This window comes from Rossellomorea pakistanensis, assembly GCF_016908495.1.
GTDB classification, from domain to species: domain Bacteria; phylum Bacillota; class Bacilli; order Bacillales; family Bacillaceae_B; genus Rossellomorea; species Rossellomorea pakistanensis.
In genome coordinates this window covers 1,347,823-1,373,846 of sequence record NZ_JAFBDZ010000001.1, presented here as the reverse complement: position 1 = coordinate 1,373,846, position 26,024 = coordinate 1,347,823, and the positions used below count along the sequence as shown (strand labels likewise).

Annotated in this window: 23 protein-coding genes and 1 other annotated feature; of the genes, 22 read left to right on the top strand and 1 reads right to left on the bottom strand. The window is 37.2% G+C overall.

Translation table 11 applies throughout. The annotated features are described in order from the left end of the window. Positions 1 to 120 precede the first annotated feature (120 nt). The 8 genes from hemA (at position 121) to ysxE (ending at position 9,337) form a co-directional block, all read left to right on the top strand. Complete coding sequence (gene hemA / locus JOC86_RS06755; RefSeq protein WP_205169357.1) at positions 121 to 1,464, top strand: glutamyl-tRNA reductase; 1,344 nt, start codon at positions 121 to 123, stop codon at positions 1,462 to 1,464. Positions 1,465 to 1,479: 15 nt separating this feature from the next. Beyond that, positions 1,480 to 2,313 (top strand): cytochrome C assembly family protein, encoded by an 834-nt coding sequence (locus tag JOC86_RS06750; RefSeq protein ID WP_205169355.1) that lies wholly within the window; start codon positions 1,480 to 1,482, stop codon positions 2,311 to 2,313. A 105-nt stretch (positions 2,314 to 2,418) separates the two neighbouring features. Continuing rightward, on the top strand, positions 2,419 to 3,351 hold the full coding sequence (gene hemC, locus JOC86_RS06745; protein ID WP_205169347.1) for a hydroxymethylbilane synthase: 933 nt from the start codon (positions 2,419 to 2,421) through the stop codon (positions 3,349 to 3,351). Then, positions 3,351 to 4,130, top strand: a complete 780-nt coding sequence (locus tag JOC86_RS06740) for a uroporphyrinogen-III synthase (protein ID WP_205169345.1) — start codon at positions 3,351 to 3,353, stop codon at positions 4,128 to 4,130. Before hemC ends, JOC86_RS06740 begins: the two co-directional genes overlap by 1 nt. A gap of 14 nt (positions 4,131 to 4,144) precedes the next feature. Continuing rightward, complete coding sequence (gene hemB, locus JOC86_RS06735; RefSeq protein ID WP_205169343.1) at positions 4,145 to 5,122, top strand: porphobilinogen synthase; 978 nt, start codon at positions 4,145 to 4,147, stop codon at positions 5,120 to 5,122. Between the two features lie 44 nt (positions 5,123 to 5,166). Next, positions 5,167 to 6,459: a glutamate-1-semialdehyde 2,1-aminomutase gene (hemL, locus tag JOC86_RS06730; protein ID WP_205169341.1), complete on the top strand. Its 1,293-nt coding sequence runs from the start codon at positions 5,167 to 5,169 to the stop codon at positions 6,457 to 6,459. A gap of 272 nt (positions 6,460 to 6,731) precedes the next feature. Next, the gene (locus JOC86_RS06725) at positions 6,732 to 8,126 is read left to right on the top strand and encodes a LysM peptidoglycan-binding domain-containing protein (protein WP_239587407.1); all 1,395 of its coding nucleotides are present in this window, start codon (positions 6,732 to 6,734) and stop codon (positions 8,124 to 8,126) included. 122 nt (positions 8,127 to 8,248) lie between these two features. Next, positions 8,249 to 9,337, top strand: coding sequence for a spore coat protein YsxE (gene ysxE / locus JOC86_RS06720; RefSeq protein WP_205169338.1), 1,089 nt, complete (start codon positions 8,249 to 8,251; stop codon positions 9,335 to 9,337). 17 nt (positions 9,338 to 9,354) lie between these two features. Here the strand turns inward: ysxE and JOC86_RS06715 are convergent, their stop codons facing one another. After that, positions 9,355 to 9,552, bottom strand: coding sequence for a hypothetical protein (locus JOC86_RS06715; RefSeq protein ID WP_205169335.1), 198 nt, complete (start codon positions 9,550 to 9,552; stop codon positions 9,355 to 9,357). 173 nt (positions 9,553 to 9,725) lie between these two features. Then, positions 9,726 to 9,958, top strand: a binding site (T-box leader). 47 nt (positions 9,959 to 10,005) lie between these two features. Between JOC86_RS06715 and JOC86_RS06710 the strand changes: the two genes are divergently transcribed. From JOC86_RS06710 to JOC86_RS06645, 14 genes are all read left to right on the top strand, one after another. Next, positions 10,006 to 12,657: a valine--tRNA ligase gene (locus JOC86_RS06710; protein WP_205169333.1), complete on the top strand. Its 2,652-nt coding sequence runs from the start codon at positions 10,006 to 10,008 to the stop codon at positions 12,655 to 12,657. A gap of 82 nt (positions 12,658 to 12,739) precedes the next feature. Beyond that, positions 12,740 to 14,044, top strand: coding sequence for a bifunctional folylpolyglutamate synthase/dihydrofolate synthase (locus JOC86_RS06705; protein ID WP_205169324.1), 1,305 nt, complete (start codon positions 12,740 to 12,742; stop codon positions 14,042 to 14,044). Between the two features lie 90 nt (positions 14,045 to 14,134). Further along, the gene (locus tag JOC86_RS06700) at positions 14,135 to 15,838 is read left to right on the top strand and encodes a sensor domain-containing diguanylate cyclase (protein WP_205169322.1); all 1,704 of its coding nucleotides are present in this window, start codon (positions 14,135 to 14,137) and stop codon (positions 15,836 to 15,838) included. Between the two features lie 95 nt (positions 15,839 to 15,933). After that, positions 15,934 to 16,677: a prepilin peptidase gene (locus JOC86_RS06695; protein WP_205169314.1), complete on the top strand. Its 744-nt coding sequence runs from the start codon at positions 15,934 to 15,936 to the stop codon at positions 16,675 to 16,677. Between the two features lie 302 nt (positions 16,678 to 16,979). Next, a complete protein-coding gene (locus JOC86_RS06690; RefSeq protein ID WP_205169312.1) occupies positions 16,980 to 17,969 on the top strand; it encodes a hypothetical protein in 990 nt (329 codons plus the stop codon). A 272-nt stretch (positions 17,970 to 18,241) separates the two neighbouring features. Further along, entirely contained in the window at positions 18,242 to 18,775 is a 534-nt protein-coding gene (locus JOC86_RS06685; protein WP_419096025.1) for a Maf family protein, read from the top strand. Positions 18,776 to 18,852: 77 nt separating this feature from the next. Continuing rightward, positions 18,853 to 19,524: a RadC family protein gene (gene radC, locus JOC86_RS06680; RefSeq protein WP_205170181.1), complete on the top strand. Its 672-nt coding sequence runs from the start codon at positions 18,853 to 18,855 to the stop codon at positions 19,522 to 19,524. Between the two features lie 128 nt (positions 19,525 to 19,652). Further along, positions 19,653 to 20,660 carry a rod shape-determining protein gene (locus JOC86_RS06675; RefSeq protein WP_205169310.1) on the top strand — a complete coding sequence of 336 codons (1,008 nt, stop codon included), beginning with the start codon at positions 19,653 to 19,655 and terminating at the stop codon, positions 20,658 to 20,660. Positions 20,661 to 20,891: 231 nt separating this feature from the next. Next, a complete protein-coding gene (gene mreC, locus JOC86_RS06670; protein ID WP_205169308.1) occupies positions 20,892 to 21,770 on the top strand; it encodes a rod shape-determining protein MreC in 879 nt (292 codons plus the stop codon). Further along, a complete protein-coding gene (gene mreD / locus JOC86_RS06665) occupies positions 21,767 to 22,288 on the top strand; it encodes a rod shape-determining protein MreD (protein ID WP_205169306.1) in 522 nt (173 codons plus the stop codon). Before mreC ends, mreD begins: the two co-directional genes overlap by 4 nt. Before the next feature lie 74 nt (positions 22,289 to 22,362). Beyond that, positions 22,363 to 23,043 carry a septum site-determining protein MinC gene (gene minC / locus JOC86_RS06660; protein WP_205169304.1) on the top strand — a complete coding sequence of 227 codons (681 nt, stop codon included), beginning with the start codon at positions 22,363 to 22,365 and terminating at the stop codon, positions 23,041 to 23,043. 1 nt (position 23,044) lies between these two features. Beyond that, positions 23,045 to 23,848, top strand: a complete 804-nt coding sequence (minD, locus tag JOC86_RS06655; RefSeq protein WP_205169302.1) for a septum site-determining protein MinD — start codon at positions 23,045 to 23,047, stop codon at positions 23,846 to 23,848. A 311-nt stretch (positions 23,849 to 24,159) separates the two neighbouring features. Beyond that, positions 24,160 to 24,933 (top strand): M23 family metallopeptidase, encoded by a 774-nt coding sequence (locus JOC86_RS06650; RefSeq protein WP_205169301.1) that lies wholly within the window; start codon positions 24,160 to 24,162, stop codon positions 24,931 to 24,933. Further along, positions 24,926 to 25,795 (top strand): M50 family metallopeptidase, encoded by an 870-nt coding sequence (locus JOC86_RS06645; protein WP_205169299.1) that lies wholly within the window; start codon positions 24,926 to 24,928, stop codon positions 25,793 to 25,795. Before JOC86_RS06650 ends, JOC86_RS06645 begins: the two co-directional genes overlap by 8 nt. The last annotated feature ends 229 nt before the right edge of the window (positions 25,796 to 26,024 follow it).

The following is a 26,024-nucleotide window of genomic DNA, read 5'->3' as shown; positions in this document are numbered from 1 at the left end:
AAGTCTTAGCATAAAAACGGCTATGATGTTTCAATTTATGTTCACATTTGGAATGATAGGAATTTTGAAGGACATGTTATACTTATAATAATGATTATTATTGGGGGTGTCATAGTATAAATGCATATTATCGTCGTTGGATTAAATTATAAAACGGCCCCTGTTGAGATACGTGAACGCCTATCTTTTAACGAAGGTGATCTCCCTTCGGCTATGAGATCATTAAAGGATAAAAAGAGTATTCTTGAAAACGTAATTGTTTCAACTTGTAATCGCACTGAAGTGTACGCAGTAGTTGATCAACTTCATACAGGTCGTTACTATATAAAAGATTTTTTATCCCAATGGTTTGGAATTGACAAAGATGAATTTAGTCCTTACTTGTTCATTTATGAACAAGATGGAGCTATCGACCATCTGTTTAAGGTAACGTGCGGATTAAATTCTATGGTGTTAGGGGAAACCCAAATTCTCGGACAGATTCGTAGTAGTTTCTTAACTGCTCAAGAAGCAGGTGCAACAGGAACAGTCTTTAATCAGCTTTTTAAACAAGCTGTAACCTTAGCAAAGAAATCACATTCTGAAACAGAAATAGGTTCAAATGCCGTTTCTGTCAGCTATGCGGCAGTAGAACTAGCGAAAAAAGTGTTTGGTGATTTAGACGGAAAGCATGTCCTAATATTAGGCGCAGGTAAAATGGGAGAATTAGCGATTAAAAATCTCCATGGAAGCGGCGCAACAAAAGTAACGGTCATAAACCGTACCTTCGAAAAAGCCGAAACTTTAGCTAACCGTTTCAACGGACAAGCGAAGACGCTTCAAGAGCTACAATGTGCACTAGTGGAAGCAGACATATTGATTAGTTCAACAGGATCTAATGATTATGTTGTGACGAAGGAAATGATGATCCATGTTGACAGTATGCGTAAAGGACGTCCTTTATTCATGGTCGATATTGCGGTTCCAAGAGATTTAGATCCTGGTATTGATGAATTAGAAAGTGTCTTTTTATATGATATTGATGATCTAGAAGGAATTGTTGAAGCGAATCTCGCAGAACGTAAGAAAGCGGCAGAAGAGATTCAACTCGTAATCGAAGGTGAAATTGTTGCGTTTAAGGAATGGTTGAACATGTTAGGAGTTGTTCCCGTCATTTCTGCATTAAGAGAAAAAGCTCTTTCCATTCAAGCTGAAACAATGGAAAGCATTGAACGCAAAATGCCGAATCTTACGGATCGAGAAAGAAAAGTTTTAAACAAGCATACAAAGAGTATTATTAATCAATTATTAAAAGATCCAATTTCACAAGTGAAAGAGCTTGCTGCATTACCTGATGCAGAAGATAAATTGGAATTATTTGTGAAAATTTTTAACATTGAAGAAGAACAAATACAACCGATTATTAAAGCAGCCGAAGAGAAGCAAGCTATCGGGCTCAAGCCACAACCTTCTTTTCAATCGTAAGCGAGGTTAATGTCTATGTTTGAACAAACGATGACAAGGCTGCATGAACTCATGATTGTTCTGTATGCTATTAGCATTTTATTTTACTTTATAGATTTCTTAAACAAAAACCGGAAGGCAAATCAGTTTGCCTTCTGGCTTCTTGCGATTGTTTGGGTTCTTCAAACAATTTTTTTATTTCTCTATATGATTCGAACTGGTCGTTTTCCAGTCCTTACAATATTTGAGGGACTTTATTTTTATGCTTGGGTATTAGTTACTCTTTCCCTTGGTATTAATCGCCTATTAAGAGTAGATTTCACTGTTTTTTTTACAAACATATTAGGGTTTGTCATTATGGCGATCCACACATTTGCTCCAGTACAAGTTGAGTCGAGAGCCATCGCAGAGCAATTAGTATCTGAATTGATGCTTATTCATATTACTATGGCCATTTTATCTTATGGTGCTTTCTCACTTTCGTTTGTTTTCTCTATGCTTTACTTATTACAGCATAAGTTGTTAAAAGAGAAGAAATGGGGCCAGCGTTTATGGCGGATTAGTGATCTGTCAAAACTGGAGAAAATGTCTTATATATTAAACGCGATTGGAGTTCCCATGCTTCTTCTCAGCTTAATATTAGGGCTTCAATGGGCGTTTATTAAAGTACCGAATTTTCTATGGTACGATCCGAAAATAATCGGTTCATTTATTTTATTAGTCGTTTATAGCAATTATTTATATATACGAGTTCGAAAAGGTATGTATGGGAAATCACTAGCTTATTTGAATGTAGGAGCTTTTCTATTTATTCTCGTAAACTTCTTACTTGTTAGTCGATTTTCTACATTTCACTTTTGGTACACATAAGGAAACCAGGATGATTTAGGTTATAACAAATCGGGATGTGAAATCAGTTTTTTTGTTTTGCTCCCCTTTACCTAGGTATTTTAACTTTAATTATTGGAGGTCATTATGAGAAAGATCGTTGTGGGTTCTCGTCGGAGTAAACTAGCTTTAACACAAACAAATTGGGTTATTCAACAATTGAAAGAATTAGGGGCTCCATTCGAGTTTGAAGTAAAAGAAATTGTGACGAAAGGGGACCAAATTCTTGATGTTACCCTTTCAAAGGTTGGAGGAAAAGGATTATTCGTAAAAGAAATTGAACAGGCAATGCTTGATCAGGAGATAGATATGGCTGTTCATAGTATGAAGGATATGCCTGCTGTACTTCCAGAAGGTTTAGGTATCGGTTGTATCCCAGAGAGAGAAGATCATCGAGATGCGATCATTTCGAAAGATCATAAAACACTAAGCGAACTTTCTCCAGGTGCCATTGTAGGGACAAGTAGCTTACGAAGAGGGGCACAAATCTTAGCAAGAAGGCCAGATCTTGAAATCAAATGGATTCGTGGAAATATTGATACAAGACTCGCTAAGTTACAAAACGAAGACTATGACGCCATTATATTAGCAGCTGCTGGTCTTTCAAGGATGGGCTGGACTTCAGATGTTGTAACAGAATTCCTAGATCCTGATATTTGTATTCCAGCTGTTGGGCAGGGGGCATTAGCGATTGAATGCCGGGAAAATGATGAGGAGCTATTACAATTACTCTCTCAATTTGCCTGTGACTCCACAACAAAAACAGTACAAGCAGAACGCGCATACCTTCACAAAATGGAAGGTGGATGTCAAGTTCCTATTGGAGGATATGCCTACCTTGAAGAGAACAGTGAAGTAGTATTAACAGCTCTTGTTGCTTCCCCTGATGGGAAAACAGTTTATAAAGAAATCGTTAGAGGAATAGATCCGATTGAAGTAGGAGAAAAAGCAGCGGAAATGTTAATCGAACAAGGTGCAAAGCAATTAATTGATCAAGTAAAAGAGGAGTTGGATCAATAATGGTTACTTTACCACTTGAAGGTAAAGAAATCTTGATCACAAGAGGGGAACAAGAGGCTGAAGGGATGTCAGAGCTTGTTAAACAATATGGGGGAATCCCCCATATTGTGCCTCTATTAGCTTTTCGTTTTTATGAAGATCACAAACAAACAGACTACATAAACCAGTTGCCTGAATATGAATGGATTATTTTCACTAGTAAAAATACTGTCCGTTTTTTCGTTTCATTATTGAAAGAAAAAGAGGTTACATTTTCTACAATGAAATGCAAAATTGGAGCGGTTGGAGATAAGACAGGAGAATTATTAAGGTCCTTTGGGTATACTCCTGATTTTATTCCAGATTCCTTTACTGCTGAAGATTTTGCAGAACAATTTCTTAACGAAGGAAAAAGACCTAAGAAAGTTCTCATTCCAAAAGGCAATCTAGCAAGAAATATTCTTGCTTCTAGTTTGAGGGAATATGGGATTTCTTGTGATGAATGGATTCTTTATGAAAACTATTTTCCACAGAAAAATCAAGAGAAGTTGAAACAATTGCTATTAATAAATGAATTGGATGCAGTCACATTTACAAGCTCATCTGCTATCCATCATTTCATAAAAACTGTTGAAAAAAATAATCTTAAGAGGATCATTGAGCACCCGATTTATGCTTGTATTGGTCCCGTTGCGAAAGAAACAGCTGAATCGTATGGATTGAAAGTAGAAATCGTTCCTGAACGCTATACGATGGAAGATCTCGTGGAGGCTTTGGCCCAATACTTTCATGCCCATTAAAAGGAGGAATCATGATGAGTGAAATTCAATTTAAGCGTCATCGCCGTTTGCGTAAAAGTGAAAATCTTAGATCTTTGGTGAGAGAGACATTCATTAGAAAAGAGGATTTAATCTATCCTTTGTTTGTAGTGGAAGGGGAAAATATTAAAAATCCTGTAGCATCTATGCCTGGTGTATTTCAAATTTCACTTGATTATTTAAAAACAGAAATCGATGAAATTGTATCCCTTGGAATAAAATCGATTATCCTATTTGGAGTCCCAGCTGAAAAAGATGAGCTAGGAAAAGAAGCCTATCATGATCATGGAATTGTACAGAGGGCTACACGATTTGTAAAAGAGCATCATCCTGAAATGGTTGTCATCGCGGATACATGTCTGTGTCAATATACAGATCATGGGCATTGTGGCATTGTAGAAGACGGGAAAATCTTAAATGATCCAACCTTAAACCTTTTAGCTAAGACAGCCATCAGCCAAGCAGAAGCTGGAGCGGATATAATTGCTCCTTCTAATATGATGGATGGATTTGTGGCAGCTATTCGTCAAGGCTTAGACGAAGCTGGTTTTGAAGATGTTCCAATTATGTCTTATGCTGTTAAATATGCCTCAAGCTTCTACGGTCCTTTTAGAGATGCGGCTCATAGTTCACCTCAATTTGGTGATAGAAGGACCTATCAAATGGACCCTTCAAACCGTATGGAAGCACTGCGTGAAGCGCAATCGGATATGGAAGAAGGGGCAGATTTCTTAATCGTGAAACCAGCCCTATCTTATTTAGATATCATTCGTGATGTGAAAAATGAATTTAATGCACCCATTGTTGCTTATAATGTTAGTGGAGAATATTCGATGATCAAAGCAGCTGCAGCCAATGGCTGGGTTAATGAGAAAGAAATGGTTATGGAGAAGTTATTAAGTATGAAAAGAGCAGGATCGGATTTAATCATTACCTATGCAGCAAAAGATGTAGCAAGATGGTTGTCTGAATAAAATGAGTATCTATTTTAAATTTTAAAAAAATGGAGGTAGATTTTTTGCGCATTTATGATCAATCTCAAAATGCATTTAAAGAAGCCGTTAAGCTTATGCCAGGTGGAGTAAACAGTCCGGTTCGTGCTTTTAAATCAGTAAATATGGATCCAATTTTTATGGAAAAAGGACAGGGATCGAAAATTTATGATATTGATGGGAATGAATACATAGATTACATTCTCTCTTGGGGACCTTTAATCCTTGGTCATGCGAATGATTCGGTGGTAGAAGCCATTAAGAAAGTAGCCGAACGCGGAACGAGCTTCGGTGCCCCTACCCTTATCGAAAATAAATTGGCAGAGCTCGTCATTGACCGTGTTCCATCCATTGAAGTAGTCCGCATGGTTTCTTCAGGTACAGAAGCGACGATGAGTGCTCTTCGATTAGCGAGAGGATATACAGGGAGAAATAAAATTCTAAAATTTGAGGGCTGCTATCATGGACATGGTGATTCTCTTCTAATTAAGGCTGGATCTGGTGTTGCAACCCTCGGACTGCCCGATAGCCCAGGAGTTCCAGAAGGTGTTGCCCAAAATACGATCACCGTACCTTATAATGATTTAGAAAGCATTCATTACGCCTTTGAACAATATGGTGAGGATATTGCGGGAGTTATTGTTGAGCCCGTAGCAGGAAATATGGGTGTGGTTCCTCCTAATCCTGGATTCCTTCAAGGTTTAAGAGAAATTACAGAAAAGAATGGTACACTGTTAATCTTTGATGAAGTGATGACTGGGTTTAGAGTTGGTTACAATTGTGCACAAGGCTATTATAATGTTACCCCTGATTTAACCTGTCTAGGGAAAGTGATCGGAGGTGGCCTGCCGGTAGGTGCTTACGGTGGAAAAGCGGAAATTATGGAAAGAGTAGCTCCAAGTGGTCCTATTTATCAGGCGGGAACCTTATCTGGTAATCCATTAGCGATGACAGCTGGATATGAAACACTTAAGCAGCTTACCCCTGATAGCTATAAGGAATTTGAACGTAAAGCAGTCTTGCTAGAAGAAGGCTTACATAGAGCTTGCTCAAAATATGACATTCCTCATACAATCAATCGTGCAGGCTCAATGATTGGCATTTTCTTTACAAATGAAAAGGTTACAAATTATGAAGGAGCAAGAAGTTCTAATCTTGAACTCTTTGCAGAATATTACCGTCAAATGGCTAATGAAGGGGTATTGCTCCCCCCATCTCAATTTGAGGGATTATTCCTTTCAACTGCTCATACAGATGAGGATATTCAGCGAACAATTGAAGCGGCTGAAAAAGCGTTTAGTAATATTAGCAGAAAGTAAATATTTTTTCAAAACCTGAACTAATTTTAGTTCAGGTTTTTTGTTATAACTCAATATGATGATTACTTATAAACAAGCCTTTTATACCCTTCTATAAGAATAATGAAAAGCTAGTTTCTATGGAAATTGACTCATTGATTTTTGACATTCTGATTTCCTTAACTAACTATTTAATTAATCAAAGATTAAATGTTCATATTCTAGTGATTTTCCACATAGATTGTTAATGACATTGTCATTCCTATGGCTGGAACTTGAAAGGAGGAGCTCTTTTGGCTGGAGAACAACAATCGTGTTTACGATTTTCATTGGAAGAATCCATTTGGTTTAAAAAAGGACAGGAAGTAGAAGAATTACTCTCAATCTCCTTAGATCCTCATATAACAATACAAGAGCAAGAACAATATGTAGTCATACGGGGAAGTCTAGACCTTACAGGTGAATATTTGCCCTCAACGATAAGAGAGGAAGAAGAAGATACTTGGGGAGATCTTCATCATAGTGGTAAGTTTGTACAAATCGTGGAGAAAAGAGAAAAAGGGGAATGTGAATTTACTCATAGTTTTCCTGTTGATGTGACAATTCCTAAAAATCGAATTGTGAATTTGGAAGACATAGATGTATTTGTAGAAGCATTTGATTACGTAGTTCCTGAAAATGCTTGTTTAAAACTAAATGCAGATCTGACGATTGCAGGAATTTATGGTGAACAACAAACTACAGCTCCTATTGATTTAGAAGAGGAACAGACCCTCGAGCCTCTTCATAGGTCTGCTCCCACACTTCAAGAAGCGGAAACCGAAGAAGGAACAGATGAATTTGAAGAGGAGTATGAGGAAGAATACGAGGAGGAAGAGGAGTATTATTCCTTTGATTTTGAAGAAGAGGATGACGAAGATTTATATGAAACAGTCTCTACTGATGGTAGACTATCTGAAGAAGAAGTGGGAGAAGAAGAATTAGAAGAACAAGTTGTCGAAGAATTTCGTCAGCCTGTAGAAGTGAATAAAGAAGCATTATATGAATCCATCTCGGAATCTGAAGAGGAGGATGACGAAGACTTATACGAACCTTTTTCTGTAGAAGGTCGACAACCAGTAGAGGAAGAAGAAGAGGAAGAGGAAGAGGAAGAAGAAGTACCTGTACAAATTCATTATGATTCCAAGCCATCTCAAGCTCCAATTTTAGGGTACTCGGAAGAAAACGAAGAGCAAGAAGTTAGAGGCAAGGAAAGTGTATTCGATTTACCAATCCAAGAACTTAGCGAATCTTCAAATGAGGATGTAAAGATGGACGTAGAGGTAGAGGAGATTTCTGCTGAAATAGAAGAAGAGTCATCTTCATCACCGCAAGTTCATCAATATTATAAGGGAAAAACCAAAAATGTTTCTGAAGAAGAGCAACCGGAAGAAACAGACAAGAAAAAGAAATCGAAAAAAAACTATGAGTCGATTTCATTAACAGATTTCTTTGCTCGAAAGGAAGAGGAAAGAGCAGCAAAATTGAAAGTATGTATAATCCAAGAAGGTGAGACCCTTGATTTAATTGCAGAAAGATATGAGCTAAGTGTCCCACAAATACTGAGAGTGAATCATTTAGAGGCTAACCAAGATCTGTATGAAGGTCAAGTTCTCTATATTCCAGTTGAACCAGCCTATTATAACTAATATATAGGGGCTGTCCCAAATCCAAGGTGTCTGGAACCACGACGAAGATGGTGGTTCTTAACCCCTTTGGGACAGCCTCTTCGATTTCGTTTTCTTTGGTGTCTATTCGCCACTCTAGGAGTATGTTTAATAGTAAGAATGCTTATTTAAGTAAGGCGGGTGATCATGTGGAACCTAACCAGTCTTCTAACCTAAATGAAATATTAAAACCATACGGAGTCACTCCACACTTTGTAGAGAACAATGGAAAAGTTAAAAAAATATTTAGTAATAAAGGGACATTGGCCTTAAAAGAAATTTCTGCTACAACAGGGGTTGACTTTGTTCGTAATGTTCAGCGCTTATTTCAACTTGGCTATAACCGCATTGTTCCAATCTACCCTACATTGGATGGACGATATGCAGTTTGGAATAAGGATAAGCTATATTATTGTATGCCATGGGTACTGAATGAATATAAGGAAGATCAATTTGAAAAAAATAAGAAGTTATTCCGTGAACTTGCGAGACTTCATACGATTTCTTCGAAAGAAATCACGATTGCTAAAGAAGAAAGAGAAGATCACTATGAAGAATTAACATCGAGATGGGAAAAGGAACAAGAATTTTTGGAGGAGTTTGTAGAAGCTTGTGAAAAAGAAACCTATTTATCCCCATTTCAATTGATTTATTGTTTATACTATCATGATGTATCTCAAGCGTTGAGGTTTTCTAGAAAGAAGTTTGATGAGTGGTATGAAGAAACCAAGGATCATGATAAAGTGAGAACAGTCATTGTACATGGAAAGATATCGTCAGAGCACTTTCTCTATGATGAAAGAGGGTATGGATACTTTCACAATTTTGAAGGTACAAGGGTAGGGTCGCCAATACATGACCTGTTACCTTTCTTATCACGAACACTGAAATCATACCCCAAATACTATGATGAGTGTATTGAATGGCTAATGACTTATTTTCAGCATATTTCATTCCGGAATGAAGAGATGAAGCTATTGTTAAGCTATCTTGCCTATCCAAGCACTGTTATTTCAGTAGTTAAAAAATATTTTCATACTCCAAAGTCTAAACGGAATGAAATGAAATTCGTTAAAAAAATTCAGCGACATTTTTGGCTTCTTAAAAATACAGAATACATTATTATGAGAATTGATGAATATGAAAGACAGAAAAAAGAACAACAACAATCACAAGAAGGAGCTTCCACATAGAGTGAAGAAGCTCCTTTTTAAATCCATTCAGCATGGTAGGCAAAGGCTAATAAAAGAAAAATAGCTAATAGGAGGACATCAAATGTTGTAGGTATGAAGAAAGTACGAATCCCTTGAAAGATTGTAAAAGGTATGATGAATTGTTTACAAATATCGCGGCAGGTTTTTAACCATGGGGGCATAGAGTAATGGCCATAATTAAACTTTTTTTTCATCTCTCTCTCCTCCGAATTTTTCTCTATACATCACTATATGATATAAATATATGTTTGTGCATTTACCCATATTTATGAAAAAAAGAATGATTTTATAAAAATAAGTCAATAATGATTGACGAAATGAATTGTTTTTGGATACTATAATGAGTAAATAATCAATTTAATAAAGATTGAATGCAAAGATAGGGAAGAGTACAATGGTCACTTGCTTTCAGAGAGGGAATGGTTGCTGAGAATTCCTAAGCGTAGACATTGGAAGGTCGCCCTTGAGCAGCCTCTATGAAAAATGTAGTAGTAGAGTCCGGTTAAATAGCCGTTATCTCAATGAAGATTCAAATGAAGATCTGTTGTTCCTTTATTTGAAAAAAAGGTGGTACCGCGAATGAACTCCTTCGTCCTTTTGACGTAGGAGTTTTTTTATTTGGAATAAATTTTAAGGAGGAAATCATAATGGCAACGAATGAAAAAGAATTAACAATGCCCACAAAATATGATCCTAACAATATTGAGAAGGGTCGATACCAATGGTGGTTAGATGGCAAATTTTTTGAAGCAAAGGATGATCAAGAAAAGGAACCATATACTATCGTCATTCCTCCACCGAATGTAACGGGTAGACTCCACCTTGGTCATGCATGGGATACGACATTACAGGATATTTTGACTCGTATGAAACGAATGCAAGGGTATGATGTATTGTGGTTACCTGGTATGGATCATGCAGGAATTGCTACGCAAGCGAAAGTAGAGGAAAAGCTAAGAAATGAAGGCAAGACCAGATATGATCTTGGTCGTGAGAAGTTTGTAGAAGAAACATGGAAATGGAAAGAAGAGTATGCTGAGCACATTCGCAAGCAATGGTCTAAATTAGGTCTAGGTCTTGATTACAGTCGCGAGAGATTCACCCTTGATGAGGGGCTTTCAAAAGCGGTTCGTGAAGTGTTTGTTACTCTTTACAAGAAAGGTCTTATATATCGCGGAGAGTATATTATTAACTGGGATCCTGCAACCAAAACAGCCCTTTCTGATATTGAGGTAATACACAAGGATGTACAAGGTGCGTTTTATCATATGAAGTATCCTCTAGCAGACGGTACAGGACATATTGAAATCGCTACAACTCGTCCTGAAACAATGCTTGGTGATACGGCGGTCGCAGTACATCCAGAAGACGATCGATATAAACATTTAATTGGCAAGAATGTTATCCTTCCGATTACAAATCGTGAAATTCCGATCGTAGCCGATGATTATGTAGACATGGAATTTGGTTCCGGTGCGGTTAAAATTACTCCTGCTCATGATCCTAATGATTTTGAAATTGGAAATCGTCATAATCTCGAGAGAATATTAGTGATGAACGAAGACGGCTCAATGAATGGTAAAGCAGGAAAATATCAAGGAATGGATCGCTTTGAGTGCCGCAAACAAATTGCTAAAGATCTAGAGGAGCAAGGAGTCCTCTTCAAAATTGAAGAGCATTTACACTCTGTCGGACATTCTGAACGAAGTAATGCAGTAGTTGAACCCTATTTATCGACACAATGGTTTGTTAAAATGCAGCCATTAGCAGATGAAGCCATTAAGTTACAGGATTCAGAGGAAAAGGTTAACTTTGTACCTGATCGATTCAATAATACTTATATGCGTTGGATGGAGAATACCAGGGATTGGTGTATATCACGGCAACTTTGGTGGGGGCATAGAATTCCAGCTTGGTATCATAAAGAGACAGGTGAAATTCATGTCGATCATGAACCACCTGCGGATATTGAAAATTGGGACCAAGAAGTGGATGTCTTAGATACATGGTTTAGTTCAGCTCTTTGGCCGTTTTCAACGATGGGGTGGCCAGAGATAGAATCAAAGGATTTTAACCGTTATTATCCAACAAATTGTCTTGTTACAGGATATGACATTATCGGATTCTGGGTTTCACGTATGATTTTCCAAGGCTTAGAGTTTACAAATGAACGTCCATTTAAAGATGTTTTAATTCATGGACTTGTACGTGATGCGGAAGGCCGTAAGATGAGTAAATCGCTTGGTAACGGTGTTGATCCGATGGAGGTTATCGATCAATATGGTGCAGATTCACTACGTTACTTCTTATCAACAGGGAGCTCACCAGGTCAAGATTTAAGATTCTCCATTGAGAAAGTGGAGTCGGTTTGGAACTTTGCAAATAAAATCTGGAATGCCTCTCGCTTCGCTTTAATGAACATGGATGGATTAAAGTATGAAGAAATTGATTTAAGCGGTGAAAAATCTGTTGCAGATAAATGGGTCCTTACTCGATTAAATGACACTATAGAATCTGTAACAAAGCTAGCCGATCGTTATGAATTTGGAGAAGTTGGACGCATACTTTACAACTTCATTTGGGATGATTTCTGTGACTGGTATATTGAAATGGCGAAGCTTCCGCTTTATGGAGATGATGAAGCAGCAAAGAAAACTACTCGATCAATACTTGCGTATGTTCTTGACAACACAATGCGCCTTCTTCATCCCTTTATGCCATTCATTACCGAGGAAATATGGCAAAATCTGCCTCATAACGGAGAGTCGGTTACAGAAGCCGCTTGGCCAACTGTGAATAGTGAGCTTTCAGATCATGCTGCTGCAGAGGAAATGAAGCTGCTTGTTGAAATTATTCGTTCAGTGCGTAATATAAGAGCAGAAGTAAATACACCATTAAGTAAACAAATTAAAATTATGATTAAAGCAAAAGACAAAAAGGTTCTCGGAATTCTTCAAAAAAATGAAGCTTATATTGATCGCTTCTGTAACCCAGAAGAACTTATCATCAATACCGAGATCAGTGCTCCTGAAAAGGCAATGACAGCAGTTGTTACAGGTGCTGAACTATTCTTACCCCTTAAGGGTCTGATCAACATTGAAGAGGAAATTGCTCGCTTAGAAAAAGAACTAGAAAAGTGGAACAAGGAAGTTGCACGTGTACAAGGTAAACTTAGTAATGAAAAGTTCGTAAGTAAAGCTCCGCAAAAAGTAGTAGATGAAGAAAAAGCTAAAGAAGCAGATTATCTTGATAAAAAAGCAGTCGTTGAAACAAGAATCAAAGAATTAAAAGAACAATAAAAAGGATTTGGAGGCTATCTGAACGGATGTAACAGAACAAATCGTCCTTCAGATTTGCCTCCTCTTTTAAAGAGGTGAAGAAATGGTTGCTACATATGAAGAAGCAGTGAATTGGATTCATTCGAGGTTACGTCTCGGGATAAAGCCGGGACTTAAACGCATGGAATATATGATGGAAAAGCTTGATCACCCCGAAAGGAAGCTCAAAACGATTCATATTGGTGGAACAAATGGAAAAGGTTCAACCGTTACCTTTTTAAGAAATATTTTGCAACAGTCAGGCAAGCGGGTTGGAACTTTTACTTCTCCATATTTTGAACGATTTAACGAAAGAATTAGTATTAATGGGGAACCTATCGCGGATAGCCACCTAGTGGAGCTAGTTAATATCATAATCCCATTATCCGAGGAAATGGAAGAATCGGAATGGGGAGGTCCTTCTGAATTTGAAGTGATTACGGCGATGAGCTTTTATTATTTTTCTCATGTTAATCCTGTTGACATTGTGATATATGAGGTTGGTTTAGGGGGGAGACTGGATTCGACGAATATTATTCAGCCATTAGTGTCGGCAATTACGAATATTGGCAAGGACCATACTCAGTTTCTTGGAGAAAGCTTCGAGGAAATAGCTTTTGAAAAGGCAGGAATAATAAAAGAACATGTACCTGTCATTAGTTGTGTTAAACAACCAGCGGCCATTAAAGTTATTAAAGAAAAAGCAAATGAACAGCAAGCTGATTTTTACCTATATGGTGTTGACTTTGATACTGATAAGGAAGAAAACCTTCAATCTGGAGAAAAGTTTACTTTTATATCAGGAGAATATAAAGAGTCTTATGAGATTTCAATGGTAGGCAGACATCAAATCGAAAATGCCTCACTTGCATTAAAAATAATCGAACTATTAAACGATAAGTATGGATTTCATATCGATCATAAAGCAGTACAATTAGGACTTAAATATGCCTATTGGCCAGGAAGAATGGAACAAATTTCTTCAGTACCATTGATCTATCTTGATGGAGCCCATAACCCTGAAGGTGTAAAAACTCTAATCAGAACAATTGAAGATAGATGGTCTAATAAAAAGGTAAAAATAATGGTAGCAGCTCTAAAAGATAAAGATCTAAAACCTATGCTATCAGGTTTTGAAAGAGTAGCAGAGCAATTAATATTGACGACCTTTGATTTTCCGAGAGTTGCTTCACCACAAGAATTAGCAACTTTTATATCAATTGATAACGTAATTGAAATGATTGATTGGAAATCAGCTTTGGCTAATATGATTAGCGAAGTCAAAGAGGATGAAGTTTTAGTGATTACCGGCTCGCTATATTTTATATCCCAAGTAAAACCATATCTTTATTCGGTTTTAAGGAATTAGGTGAAACTAAAGATGACTTCTTTGCTTTAGTTTGGTAAAATATTCATAAAAACATGACTTTTTAACTATTTTCGAGAGAGGGGATTGGAAATGGATGTAGGTACCAACCAGAAGAAATTTATTTGGATACTTTGGGCATTTATTGTTCCGCCAGGGCTATACTTAACCTATCATTTCTTTCCTCCACAAATTGAAAATATATGGGGAGTCATCTCTTTATTTGTCATGACGGCATGTGCTTCATTCATGCCGATTGTCATTAACAGTACTCCCATGGTTATGATTCAATGGGTAACATTAGCAGCCTTTTTACAATACGGCCTATTTTTTGAAGTTCTGCTGATGCAATTTTCGGTTGTTCTTTTGTTGGTTAAATTAAGAATTAATAAAAATGAAATGTATCGAATTCCTCTTAACTCTTCGATGTTTTTTCTCGTATCCATTTTAAGCGGACTCCTTTATTTCGGGATAGGTGGCGAAATTGGCCCGCAACCATTAGAAGAATTAGTAGGACCTGCCATAGTTTATCAAGTTATGAACATAATCCTGAATCAAGTGATCTTAATCGTTTTCTTTCGTTTCCTAGATCGAAAGATAAAGCTATTAGGAGAAGACTTAGTATGGGATTTTCTATCCATCATGTTAATGTTTCCCCTTGGAGTTACATGGTTTTATTTGTCTTTAGAACTAGGGGCTGTTTCACTGTTTTTACTAGGTATTCCTTTTATTTCGGTTGCTACACTTCTTCGCTTATATAATTCTTCCGAAAAAATAAATCAATACTTGCAGAAGGCCGTTGAAATCGGCCACCAATTAACGGAAAACTTAAATGTCAAAGAAGTGTTAGACTTATTCTTAGATAGGATCACTTCCACATTACCTGTTGAGTATGCTTATATTCTAGATGTAAAAGACGATAAGCTTATTCTCATTAGAAGAGTAGAAAAAGGTGAACTTAAAAACAATGATATTTCCCCATTAAAAAGGAATGAAGACATAAGTGGAGGCGTTTGGGCTTCTGGAAAGTCCATCATTTTTCGTAATAAGACAGAATGGGATTCATTGGTAGGGGGATATATGCCAGAGGATGCAGAAAGCGTCATTTGTGTCCCAATAGTACGAAGCCAAATGGTAAGAGGAGTTCTTCTGCTGGCCTCATCAAAGAAAAATGCATTTGAAAAATATCAGTTAATGATTGTTGATATACTATGTTCCTATTTAGGCGTTGCAATCGCAAACGCACGACACTATGAAACAACAAAATGGGATAGTGAAAGATGTGCATTAACCAAGTTGTATAATTACCGCTATTTTGAAATTGAGTTAGAGGCGGTAATTGCAGGTTTACATTCTGGTGAATATGAATGTATCTCTTTAATAATGCTAGACATTGATCGATTCAAATCCATTAATGATACATACGGTCATCAAAGTGGGAATGAAATTCTTTGTGTATTGGCACAGAAGCTAGAGAAATTGATCGATTTAAGAGGGACAGTTGCACGTTATGGGGGAGAAGAGTTTGTGATCCTCTTAAAAGATATTAAAAAAGGAGAAGCATTAAAATTGGCTGAAGATATAAGAATCCATATAGAAAGCCATTCCTTCCTATTACACAGTGATTTAGAGAAAGAACGTAAACAATTAAGTGTGAATATTACTGCGAGTCTAGGAGTTGCTACAGCTCCCTATGAAGCAGATGATGGCTTATCACTCATCCGCCAAGCCGATCGTGCACTTTACACGGGAGCAAAACAAGCGGGGAGAAATCGTGTTGCACAATATGTGAAATGATTGGCATAGTGGATTATTCTCTATTTTGGCAACATGTATGGTGTTAAACTAAAAATAATCATCAAAACACATAAGGAGATAATAAATAATTTTCTATGAATATATTATTCTTTATTTACGGACTACTCTTAGCATCCTTCTACAACGTTGTAGGCTTAAGAATACCGTTAAAAAAGTCAATAATCCGGCCCCGCTCAGCTTGTCCCTATTGTGGACATCAACTCAGTACAAAAGAACTCATCCCTGTTTTCTCATTTATCATGCAAGGCGGGAAATGTGTCAGCTGTAAGGGGGAGATTTCTCCTTTGTATCCTGTAATGGAAGTCATAACAGGGGCATTTTTTGTTCTTGCTTACCAAGTTTTCGGTCTTCAGTTAGAGCTCATTATTGCACTGACGCTTATTTCGTTGTTTTCGATTATTACAGTTAGTGATCTCAAATATATGATCATACCAGATAAGGTACTCTTATTTTTTGCCATTCTCTTTATAGTGGAACGTCTCTTTAAACCGCTATCACCATGGTGGGCTTCGCTAACAGGAGCAGCACTTGGTTTTTCCTTACTTTTATTGATCGCCATTATCAGTAAAGGTGGAATGGGAGGTGGAGATATTAAACTGTTCACACTTATTGGCTTTGTACTTGGCGTAAAAGGTCTTTTACTTTCCTTTTTCCTTGCCACGTTATTAGGAGCTGTTGTTGGTATAGCTGGAATGTTGATTGGAAAATTCAAGAAAGGTGAGGCCATTGCGTTTGGCCCCTATATTTGTCTTGGGACAATTCTAGCTTATTTTTATGGTGAGGAAATCGTACAATGGTATTATTCTTTATATATCTAGATCATTAATGCGGTTAACGAATGATGTATAACTTCATTTACCAAAAATAACGATTTTATTCATTTTGTAAATATACATGCACCTAACTCACAAATCAATTCCCTTGATTCCACATACCAAAAGGTTAAACAAGAACAAACCTTTTCGACAAATTCCATACCTGATTGATGAAAGCCAGAATAATTTATTGAAATTAAAAAAATTGACGAAAACCTATGGGGGCAAGACGACAAAAGTCTTGTTCTTTTTTTTGTGGCCTATGATAGCATGTAAAAAAACAACTAAAAGGAGGGGCGTAAAATTTGGACAAGCAGAGTAAAAATAGTGGGAAAATAACCGTTAAAATTAATGGCGAAAAAACAAAATATCAAGAAGATCTGCTTGTACATGATTGGCAGCTAGGGACAGATGAACTCGCGGCGGCAAAAGATCGTGCAGAGGATGATTCGTTCAACTGGGTATTACCGGATGAAGAAGAAAAGCCGCCAAAAGAATATAAAAAAATTAATTATGTACAAGAAAAAGGTAAAAAGAAAAAGATGAGCTTTAAGGGGGGGGCAAAAGATTATACTGTCTTTCTCTTTCCTTTAATAGGTGCGATTGCCATTGGTATTACGCTAGGGTTTATTATATTAAATGTTATAACAGATGGGGAACAGTCTGCCCCAGCCATTGCTCTCCAAGAAGAGGTCTCCTCTAAAGGGGAAGAATCTGGTGGAAAGAGTGGTTCAAAAAATAAAATTCAAGCCTTTTCACTTCCAGTACTACAAGCGGGTGTGTTTGGTACCGAAGAGTCTGCAAATGCAATGCAATCATCCATTGAATCAAAAGGTGTACCTGTAGCGATGATTTCAAGTGATGAACAATATTATTTATTTGTTGGGATAGGTGAAAACCTTGATACCATTAATTCGTTTGGTGAAAAATTGAAAGAGAAAGACATTGAAGTTTATGCTAAAGAGTTTACCCTTGATGAAAAAGAAATTAAAGCTTCTGGAGATGAAGCTGATTTTATTAATAAAGGAATGAAGATTTTTACTGTACTTGCTCAAGAATCCCTTACTGCTAGCCTCGAAAATAAAGTTAATAAAAGCGTCATTACTTCGGTTGAAAAACAGCAAAGTGAACTAGATGGGATGAAAATTGAAAACAAAACGTTGGTTAGTATGAAAAAAGATTTAACCAATGCTGTCACAAGCATGAAAGAATATAGTTCAACAACAGAGGATGCACAACTTCAAAAGGCACGTGAAAGTCTTTTTTCATTTATTGAAAAATATAATAAATTATAACAACACATCGACAGAAAGTGATATTTTCTAGGAAATAATTTAAGATGAGAAAAGTGATGATCGACCTATTCGGTTCTAGTACTTTGAAATTGTACGTTGAATGGTTGGTTATCACTTTTTTTGTTTTTTATTTTCCTAATCTCTTGACTATTTGTTGAGAACTTTTGACGAATTTGGTAGGATTATGTTGTATCTCCCAATCTTTATGGAAGAAGGGAAAGGTGATTTTATTGACTAACCTCATTTTGGCTTCAAGTTCTCCCCGCAGAAAAATGCTTCTCCAACAACTGCATCTTGATTTCTCCATTATTCATTCAAATGTAGATGAAAGTATTGATCGAAAGGTAAGCCCTGAATGTGTCGTCACAGATCTAGCTACCCGAAAAGCGCTTGCGGTCGCTGATGATTATCACAGCTCTTATGTGATTGGCTCTGATACCGTAGTGGCGCAAGGTGATCATATTCTCGAAAAACCGAAAGACAAAGAAGAGGCCAAGAAGATGCTCAGTCAATTATCTGGAATAACGCATTCCGTTTTTACAGGTGTGGCTGTCATATTTGAAGGTCAACAGGAAGTATTCTACGAAAAAACAGATGTAACATTTTGGGAGTTAACAGAGCAAGAGATTCTAAACTATATCGAAACAGGTGAACCTTATGATAAAGCTGGTGGATATGGTATACAAGCTCTTGGGGCATTATTTGTAAAAGAGATTAAAGGAGATTATGCTTCTGTAGTTGGACTTCCAATATCAAAGCTTTATCGTACATTGAAGAAAATGGGATACCCATCGTTACGAGTTTGACCTTTGCTTACTTCCTCCCTCCCATAGTTACATTAAGGAGGAAAGGGTTTGTGACGAATAAAACAGAAGAACGCTTAATGATTAGGGATTACCCTAATGATGAGCGACCTCGCGAAAGAATGATCCAAAGCGGGGCAAAAAGTCTTTCCAATCAAGAGCTTCTAGCTATTTTGCTTAGAACTGGAACAAAGTCGGAATCTGTAATACAATTATCTAATCGTCTATTGCAAACGTTCGAAGGGTTGAGATTACTAAAAGATGCTTCAATAGAAGAAATTACAGCCATTCATGGGATTGGTTTAGCAAAGGCTATACAGCTTATGGCTGCTGTCGAAATTGGGAGAAGAATTAGTAATCTCACCTATGATGATCGATTTTCGATACGCTCACCTGAGGATGGGGCTAATTTCGTAATGAATGATATGCGTTTTCTTTCTCAAGAACACTTCGTATGTTTATTTCTTAACACAAAGAATCAGGTTCTTCATAAGAAGACGATTTTTATTGGAAGCTTGAATGCCTCCATAGTCCATCCACGAGAGGTTTTTAAAGAAGCCTTTCGAAGATCGGCTGCTTCAATTATTTGTATTCATAATCATCCTTCTGGGGACCCTACACCAAGTAGGGAGGATATTGAGGTTACCAAAAGACTAGTGGAATGTGGGAAGATTATCGGAATCGACATTCTCGATCATCTTATTATTGGCGAGAAGAAATATGTAAGTTTAAAGGAAAAAGGGTATTTATAACACTATGATTTTATAGGGTGTTGCGATATAATATTGTTTGTGATTTTTGACCTAAAAATTGGAGAAATGAAATAGATTGGTAATGTAAAATACACCGCCCAATCCGTATCAGAAAGGGAGATACAAGCATGTTTGGAACGAAAGACCTTGGAATTGATTTAGGAACAGCGAACACACTTGTTTACGTAAAAGGAAAAGGAATTGTGGTACGTGAACCGTCTGTTGTCGCTTTACAAACTGATAATAAACAAATTGTTGCCGTTGGAAATGACGCCAAAAATATGATTGGAAGAACACCAGGAAACGTCGTAGCTCTAAGACCGATGAAAGACGGAGTTATTGCAGATTATGAAACAACAGCGACGATGATGAAATATTACATAAAACAAGCAGTGAAAGGAACATCACCTTTCGCTAGAAAACCATATGTAATGGTTTGTGTCCCTTCTGGAATAACGGCAGTTGAAGAAAGAGCGGTTATCGATGCTACTCGTCAAGCAGGTGCAAGAGATGCTTACACGATTGAAGAGCCATTTGCAGCTGCAATAGGAGCAAATTTACCTGTATGGGAACCAACGGGTAGTATGGTTGTGGATATTGGCGGAGGAACAACTGAGGTGGCAATTATTTCTCTGGGAGGGATTGTTACAAAACAATCCATTCGCGTTGCCGGTGATGAAATGGATGATGCCATTATTAATTATATCCGCAAAACATATAATTTGATGATTGGGGATCGTACGGCTGAGACGATTAAATTAGAAATTGGCTCAGCAGCTGACTCTGAAGGAATTGAAGCGATGGATGTCCGTGGACGGGACCTGTTGACTGGACTTCCGAAAACCCTTGAAATTACCGCTGATGAGATTGGAAAAGCACTTCATGATACGGTATTTGCTATAGTGGATGCAGTTAAAAGTACATTAGAAACAACACCTCCTGAACTGGCTGCTGATATTATGGACCGAGGAATCGTTCTAACAGGCGGGGGGGCATTACTGCGGAACCTCGATAAGATTATTAGTGATGAGACAAAAATGCCGGTGTTAATTGCTGAAAATCCATTAGACTGTGTAGCAATTGGAACTGGAAAAGCTCTTGATCATATCCATTTATTTAAGAACCGCGGTAAATAAGCGTAAGTTATAAAATTACTGGGGCTGGCCCATCAAGATAAACAAGGGACAGGCCCTGTATTTGTGATTGATTTAGAAAGTCATTTATTATTTTCGTGAATATATACGACGATATAACTAGCGCAAGCAGCAGGTTTTAATTTTACCTTATTCATATGAAGGAACGCTGCGTTTTTGTGCTGGAATTAAAAAAGCACTATTTTTATAGTGAAAGAGATAGAGGTGTAAATCATGCCACAATTTTTCATGAATAAGCGGTTGATCATCTTACTCGTCAGCATTATTGTTCTAGTGGCATTGGTTGGTTATTCTTTACGAGAGAGAGAAAATATTTCTTGGCCCGAACAATTTGTGAAAGACATTGTTGGGTTTGGTCAATCGATTGTTTCTAAGCCAGTAAGCTCTGTGTCCGGTTTTTTTGAAGATCTTGATAACCTGCAAAATACATACACGGAAAATGAGAAGCTGAAATCTCGTTTAGAAGAGCTAGTTCAATTGGAAATCAAAGTTGAAGATTTAGCTAAAGAGAATGAAAAACTGCGAGATATTGTTGGAAAAGAAGAAAATTTACGAGAATATAATCCAATTCATGCAACTGTCATTGCTAGAAACCCGGACCAATGGCAGGATCTTCTAATTATTAATCGCGGAGAAAATCATGGGGTGTATCCAAATATGGCAGTGATCACCTCGAAGGGATTAATAGGAAAAGTAAAAAGCGCGACAAATTTTTCGGCGACCGTTGAACTATTAAGTGCCAAAAATTCAAATAATCGAGTTTCCGTAACAATTCAAGGAGAAAAAGATATCTTTGCTTTTGTAGAAGGGTTCGATAAAGAGAAAAAGAAGCTTATGGTTAAACGAATTCCTTATGATATGAAAGTGAAAAAAGGTTCCATTGTTGCTACATCCGGTTTAGGTGGGGTTTTCCCTAAAAACTTGCCTGTGGGAAAAGTGACAGAGGTCATACCTGATCAATACGGATTAACGCAAACCGCATATGTTGAACCAACAGCGGATTATTATGATTTAGAGCATGTAATGGTTGTAGAGCGTACGATGACAAAAGCAAAAGAGCCTAATACTGCTAACAAGGAGGAGGAAGAATGATGAAACGTCTTCTTCTTCCATTCCTTGCCCTGATGACCTTATATAGTGAAAGTATTTTTGTCAGAGTTTTTCCTGTTGAATTAATAGAAAGTCATCGAATTATTGTTCCACACTTTTTGCAGATCTTCATTTTATTTATGGCCGTATTTTTTCATTACCGTTCTGCGATTGTTTATGCTTTTGTGTTCGGTTTTTTATTTGATTTATTTTATACAGAAATCATTGGAATTTACATGCTTATTTTCCCTTTAACGATTTTCTTAATGGATAAAATGATGAAAATTTTGCATAACAATTTAATTGTTGTAGGGATTTCAATGATCATTAATATATCGATATTGGAATTACTCGTTTATCAGCTCAATTTTATTATTCAAAGGACAGACTTTACTCTAATCCAGTTTGCAGACTGGAGGCTATGGCCAACGCTCGTTTTAAATGCGGTCTTTATTATTATTTTCTCTTATCCTATAAAGCTCCTAATGAATAATTTAAGAAAAGAATTTATTGAACAATAGGCTTTAAGGTTTGAAAAAGAGGAATTAAAGAGGTATTTGTCGAATTAAATGACGACTGAGGTGAACAATGCGTCATGATAAAAAAACATAATATTTTAATAAAAGGAACAAAGGATGGATTAACACTTCATTTGAATGATCAATGCTCATATGAAGAATTAAAGAAAGAGCTGGATTCTAAATTGACGGCTCAATATCATCATTCGGAAGACCGTCCATTAATGTCTGTAAATATTCAAACCGGCAATCGATACTTAACTGAGGGACAAGAACAGGAACTCAGAGAAATTGTAAGTAATAATCGAAACCTTATAGTAGAGCAAATTTCGAGCAATGTCATGACAAAAGTTGATGCGAATAAACTTATCGAAGAATCTGATATATACCCTATAACAGGTGTAATTCGGTCAGGACAAGTAATAGAAGTTCCTGGTGATTTACTAATTATTGGAGATGTGAACCCCGGTGGTACTGTCAAAGCAGCTGGGAACATATATATTCTAGGCGTTTTAAAGGGTGTTGCACATGCAGGTTGTTCTGGTAATGATGAAGCAGTAATCGTCGCTTCGCAAATGACGCCTACACAGCTGCGCATTTCAGAACAACTTAATCGTTCACCTGATCACCTTGAAAAAGAGGAAGGTCATGAAATGGAATGTGCATACATAGATGATTCAAATCAAATTGTTGTCGATCGTTTGCAAGTTTTAAGACATATAAGACCAAATATATCTAGTTTTAAAGGGGGGCGCTAATGTGGGTGAAGCAATCGTAATTACTTCCGGAAAAGGCGGGGTAGGCAAAACCACTACTTCAGCAAATGTGGGTACAGCATTAGCTCTGCAAGGCAAAAAAGTATGTTTAGTAGATACAGATATTGGCCTTCGGAATTTGGATGTGATAATGGGGCTCGAAAATCGGATTATCTATGACTTAGTAGATGTTGTTGAAGGGCGCTGCAAAACACATCAAGCCCTTGTAAAGGATAAAAGGTTTGAAGATAAATTGTATTTACTACCTGCTGCACAAACAAGTGATAAATCGGCTGTCAATCCTGAACAAATGGCGGCTTTGATTTCGGAATTGAAACAAGAATATGATTATATCATAATTGATTGTCCAGCTGGAATCGAACAAGGCTATAAAAATGCCGTAGCTGGAGCAGATAAAGCTATTGTTGTGACAACTCCAGAAATCTCCGCTGTTCGTGACGCAGATCGCATCATCGGGTTATTAGAAAAAGAAGAGATTGAGCCTCCAAAACTTGTCATTAATCGTATAAGGAATCATATGATGAAAAATGGTGAAGTGCTTGATGTTGATGAAATCACTACACATCTGTCGATCGATCTAATTGGAATTGTGGCTGATGACGATAATGTCATCAGGTCTTCGAATAAAGGAGAACCTATCGCCCTTGATCCTAATACTAAGGCAGGGATTTCTTATCGTAATATTGCAAGAAGAATTCTTGGAGAATCCGTCCCGTTACAATCTTTAGAGGATGATAAGCCAGGAATGTTCACGAGATTGAAAAAGTTTTTCGGTGTAAAAGCATAGAAATTACTAAACTGATAGAAGGTTCATCCTTTTATCAGTTTTTTTAATGAGATAAGAATGTATAAAAATTTGGAGTGTTTATGGATAAAAAAGCTTGTTATTGTCCAGCTCCAGCGCCTTGGCCTTCGAGTCATAAGCCAAGTCACCTAGAAAGGGAAAATCACCTTTTCTAAGTGACTTGGCTTATGCTTGTCAGGCCTGTTCAAGGCGCTTCTGCTTTTCTTATCATATTCTCTATGGACAAGTCATATATTGAAGCAAAAGACTAGCTCTCTGATAAAGAGGAGTAATAGGGAGAGGGAATGGTGTTAATGGGAAATCGCGCGGATGAAATTAGAAAGAGGATTGCAAAAAGAAAGAAAATGAATACAGCGCAAGCTTCGAACACCTCAGGAAGAATGCTTCTTCCTACGGACGAAGAGCGTTATGGAGGGGAACGTTTTTCTACCTATGAGTCACCGCCTCCATCACAAGGTGGTCATCCTTTATTTAATAAAGAGGTATTTATATTAAAAATACTCGGTGCAGGAATCATGGTACTGCTTACAGCGATCATGTATAAGAATCCTTCACCTATTTTTCAGGATGCCCGCGGATATGTAGAGAAGACGATGGAAAGTGAGTTTCAATTTGCAGCTGTGTCTAATTGGTATGAAGATCAGTTTGGTAAGCCTCTTGCCTTATTGCCTTTGGGTGGTGAAAAAAACAAACAAACTGAAGCCGTCAATAAGGATTTCGCCCTTCCAGCTTCAGCGAAAGTGGTAGAAAATTTCGAAAGCAATGGCAAAGGGATTATGATTGAAACGAAAGGTGAAACCGTTGATGCCATGAAGGGTGGCTTAATTATCTTTGCAGGGAAGAAGGATGATTTGGGTAATACCGTCGTGATTCAACATGATGATAAAAGTGAATCATGGTATGGTCACCTCGAATCTATTGACGTCAATCAGTATGAGAAAGTAAAGAGCGGTGTCAAGGTTGGAACAGTTAAAGGCGATGATTCCGCTGAGACAGGTGAGTTTTATTTTGCAATTAAAAAGGGCGATACATTTGTCGATCCAATCCAGGTGATATCCTTTGAATAAACATGTGATGAGTGTTTTAGGAAAAGTGTCCATCCATCCGCTTCTCTGGTTAGTTATTGGAATTGCGGTTGTTACTGCTCATTTTATTGAGCTATTAATGTTGTTAGTGATTATCTTAATACATGAACTGGGACATGGGGTGATGGCCCATGTTTTTTCTTGGAGAATAAAACGAATTTCGTTGCTTCCTTTTGGAGGAGTAGCTGAAATGGATGAGCATGGGAACCGTTCACTAAAGGAAGAGTTGCTGGTTATTATAGCTGGACCTCTCCAGCATGTATGGCTAATGGCAGTAGCTTGGTTACTATTTAGTCTAGGATTATTTCCAGACAGGATGTTTGAGCTTTTTATTCAATATAATCTTATGGTTCTTCTATTTAATTTACTTCCAATCTGGCCTTTAGATGGGGGGAAAATTCTTTCAGTCATTTTTGGCTATCGAATGACATTTATTAAAGCCTATGAATGGACGATTTTCTTTTCATTAGCGATGCTCTTCTTGTTACATTTTATTGTTATCGTTACGGTGCCATTTCATTTAAACCTTTGGATCATCCTTACCTTTTTATATTTTTCATTATGGGCTGAATGGAAACAAAGGCGTTATACCTTTATGAAATTCTTACTTGAAAGGTATTACGGAAAGAATGAATCCTTCCAGCAATTAAAACCACTAATCATTAATGGAGAAGATAGCTTAGCGACAGTCTTGGAAAAATTCCAAAGAGGATATAAACACCCGCTTATCATTTATGAAGGAAATAAGGAAGCCGGAAAACTCGATGAAAATGAGTTGCTTCATGCTTTTTTTGCTGAAAAAAAGACGACAGCCAAAACGAAGGATCTTTTATATTTAATTTAAATGGCTGTTTTCTAAAGGCTCTTTACGTCAAAATTGTTGTTATTTAACCCGGATCCTGAATACACTTCGCTATCCGCTTAGTGACCCGTTAGCCTCTTCGCTACGCTGCGGGATCTCACTTGGCCACTATTTAAAAAGAGGTTTTCCAAAAAGGGTCTCGAACTTCATTTTTCGCTCATATTTAGAAGTTGATTTAATATGTTCTTCTAATGGTGAGAGGTTGAGGTTC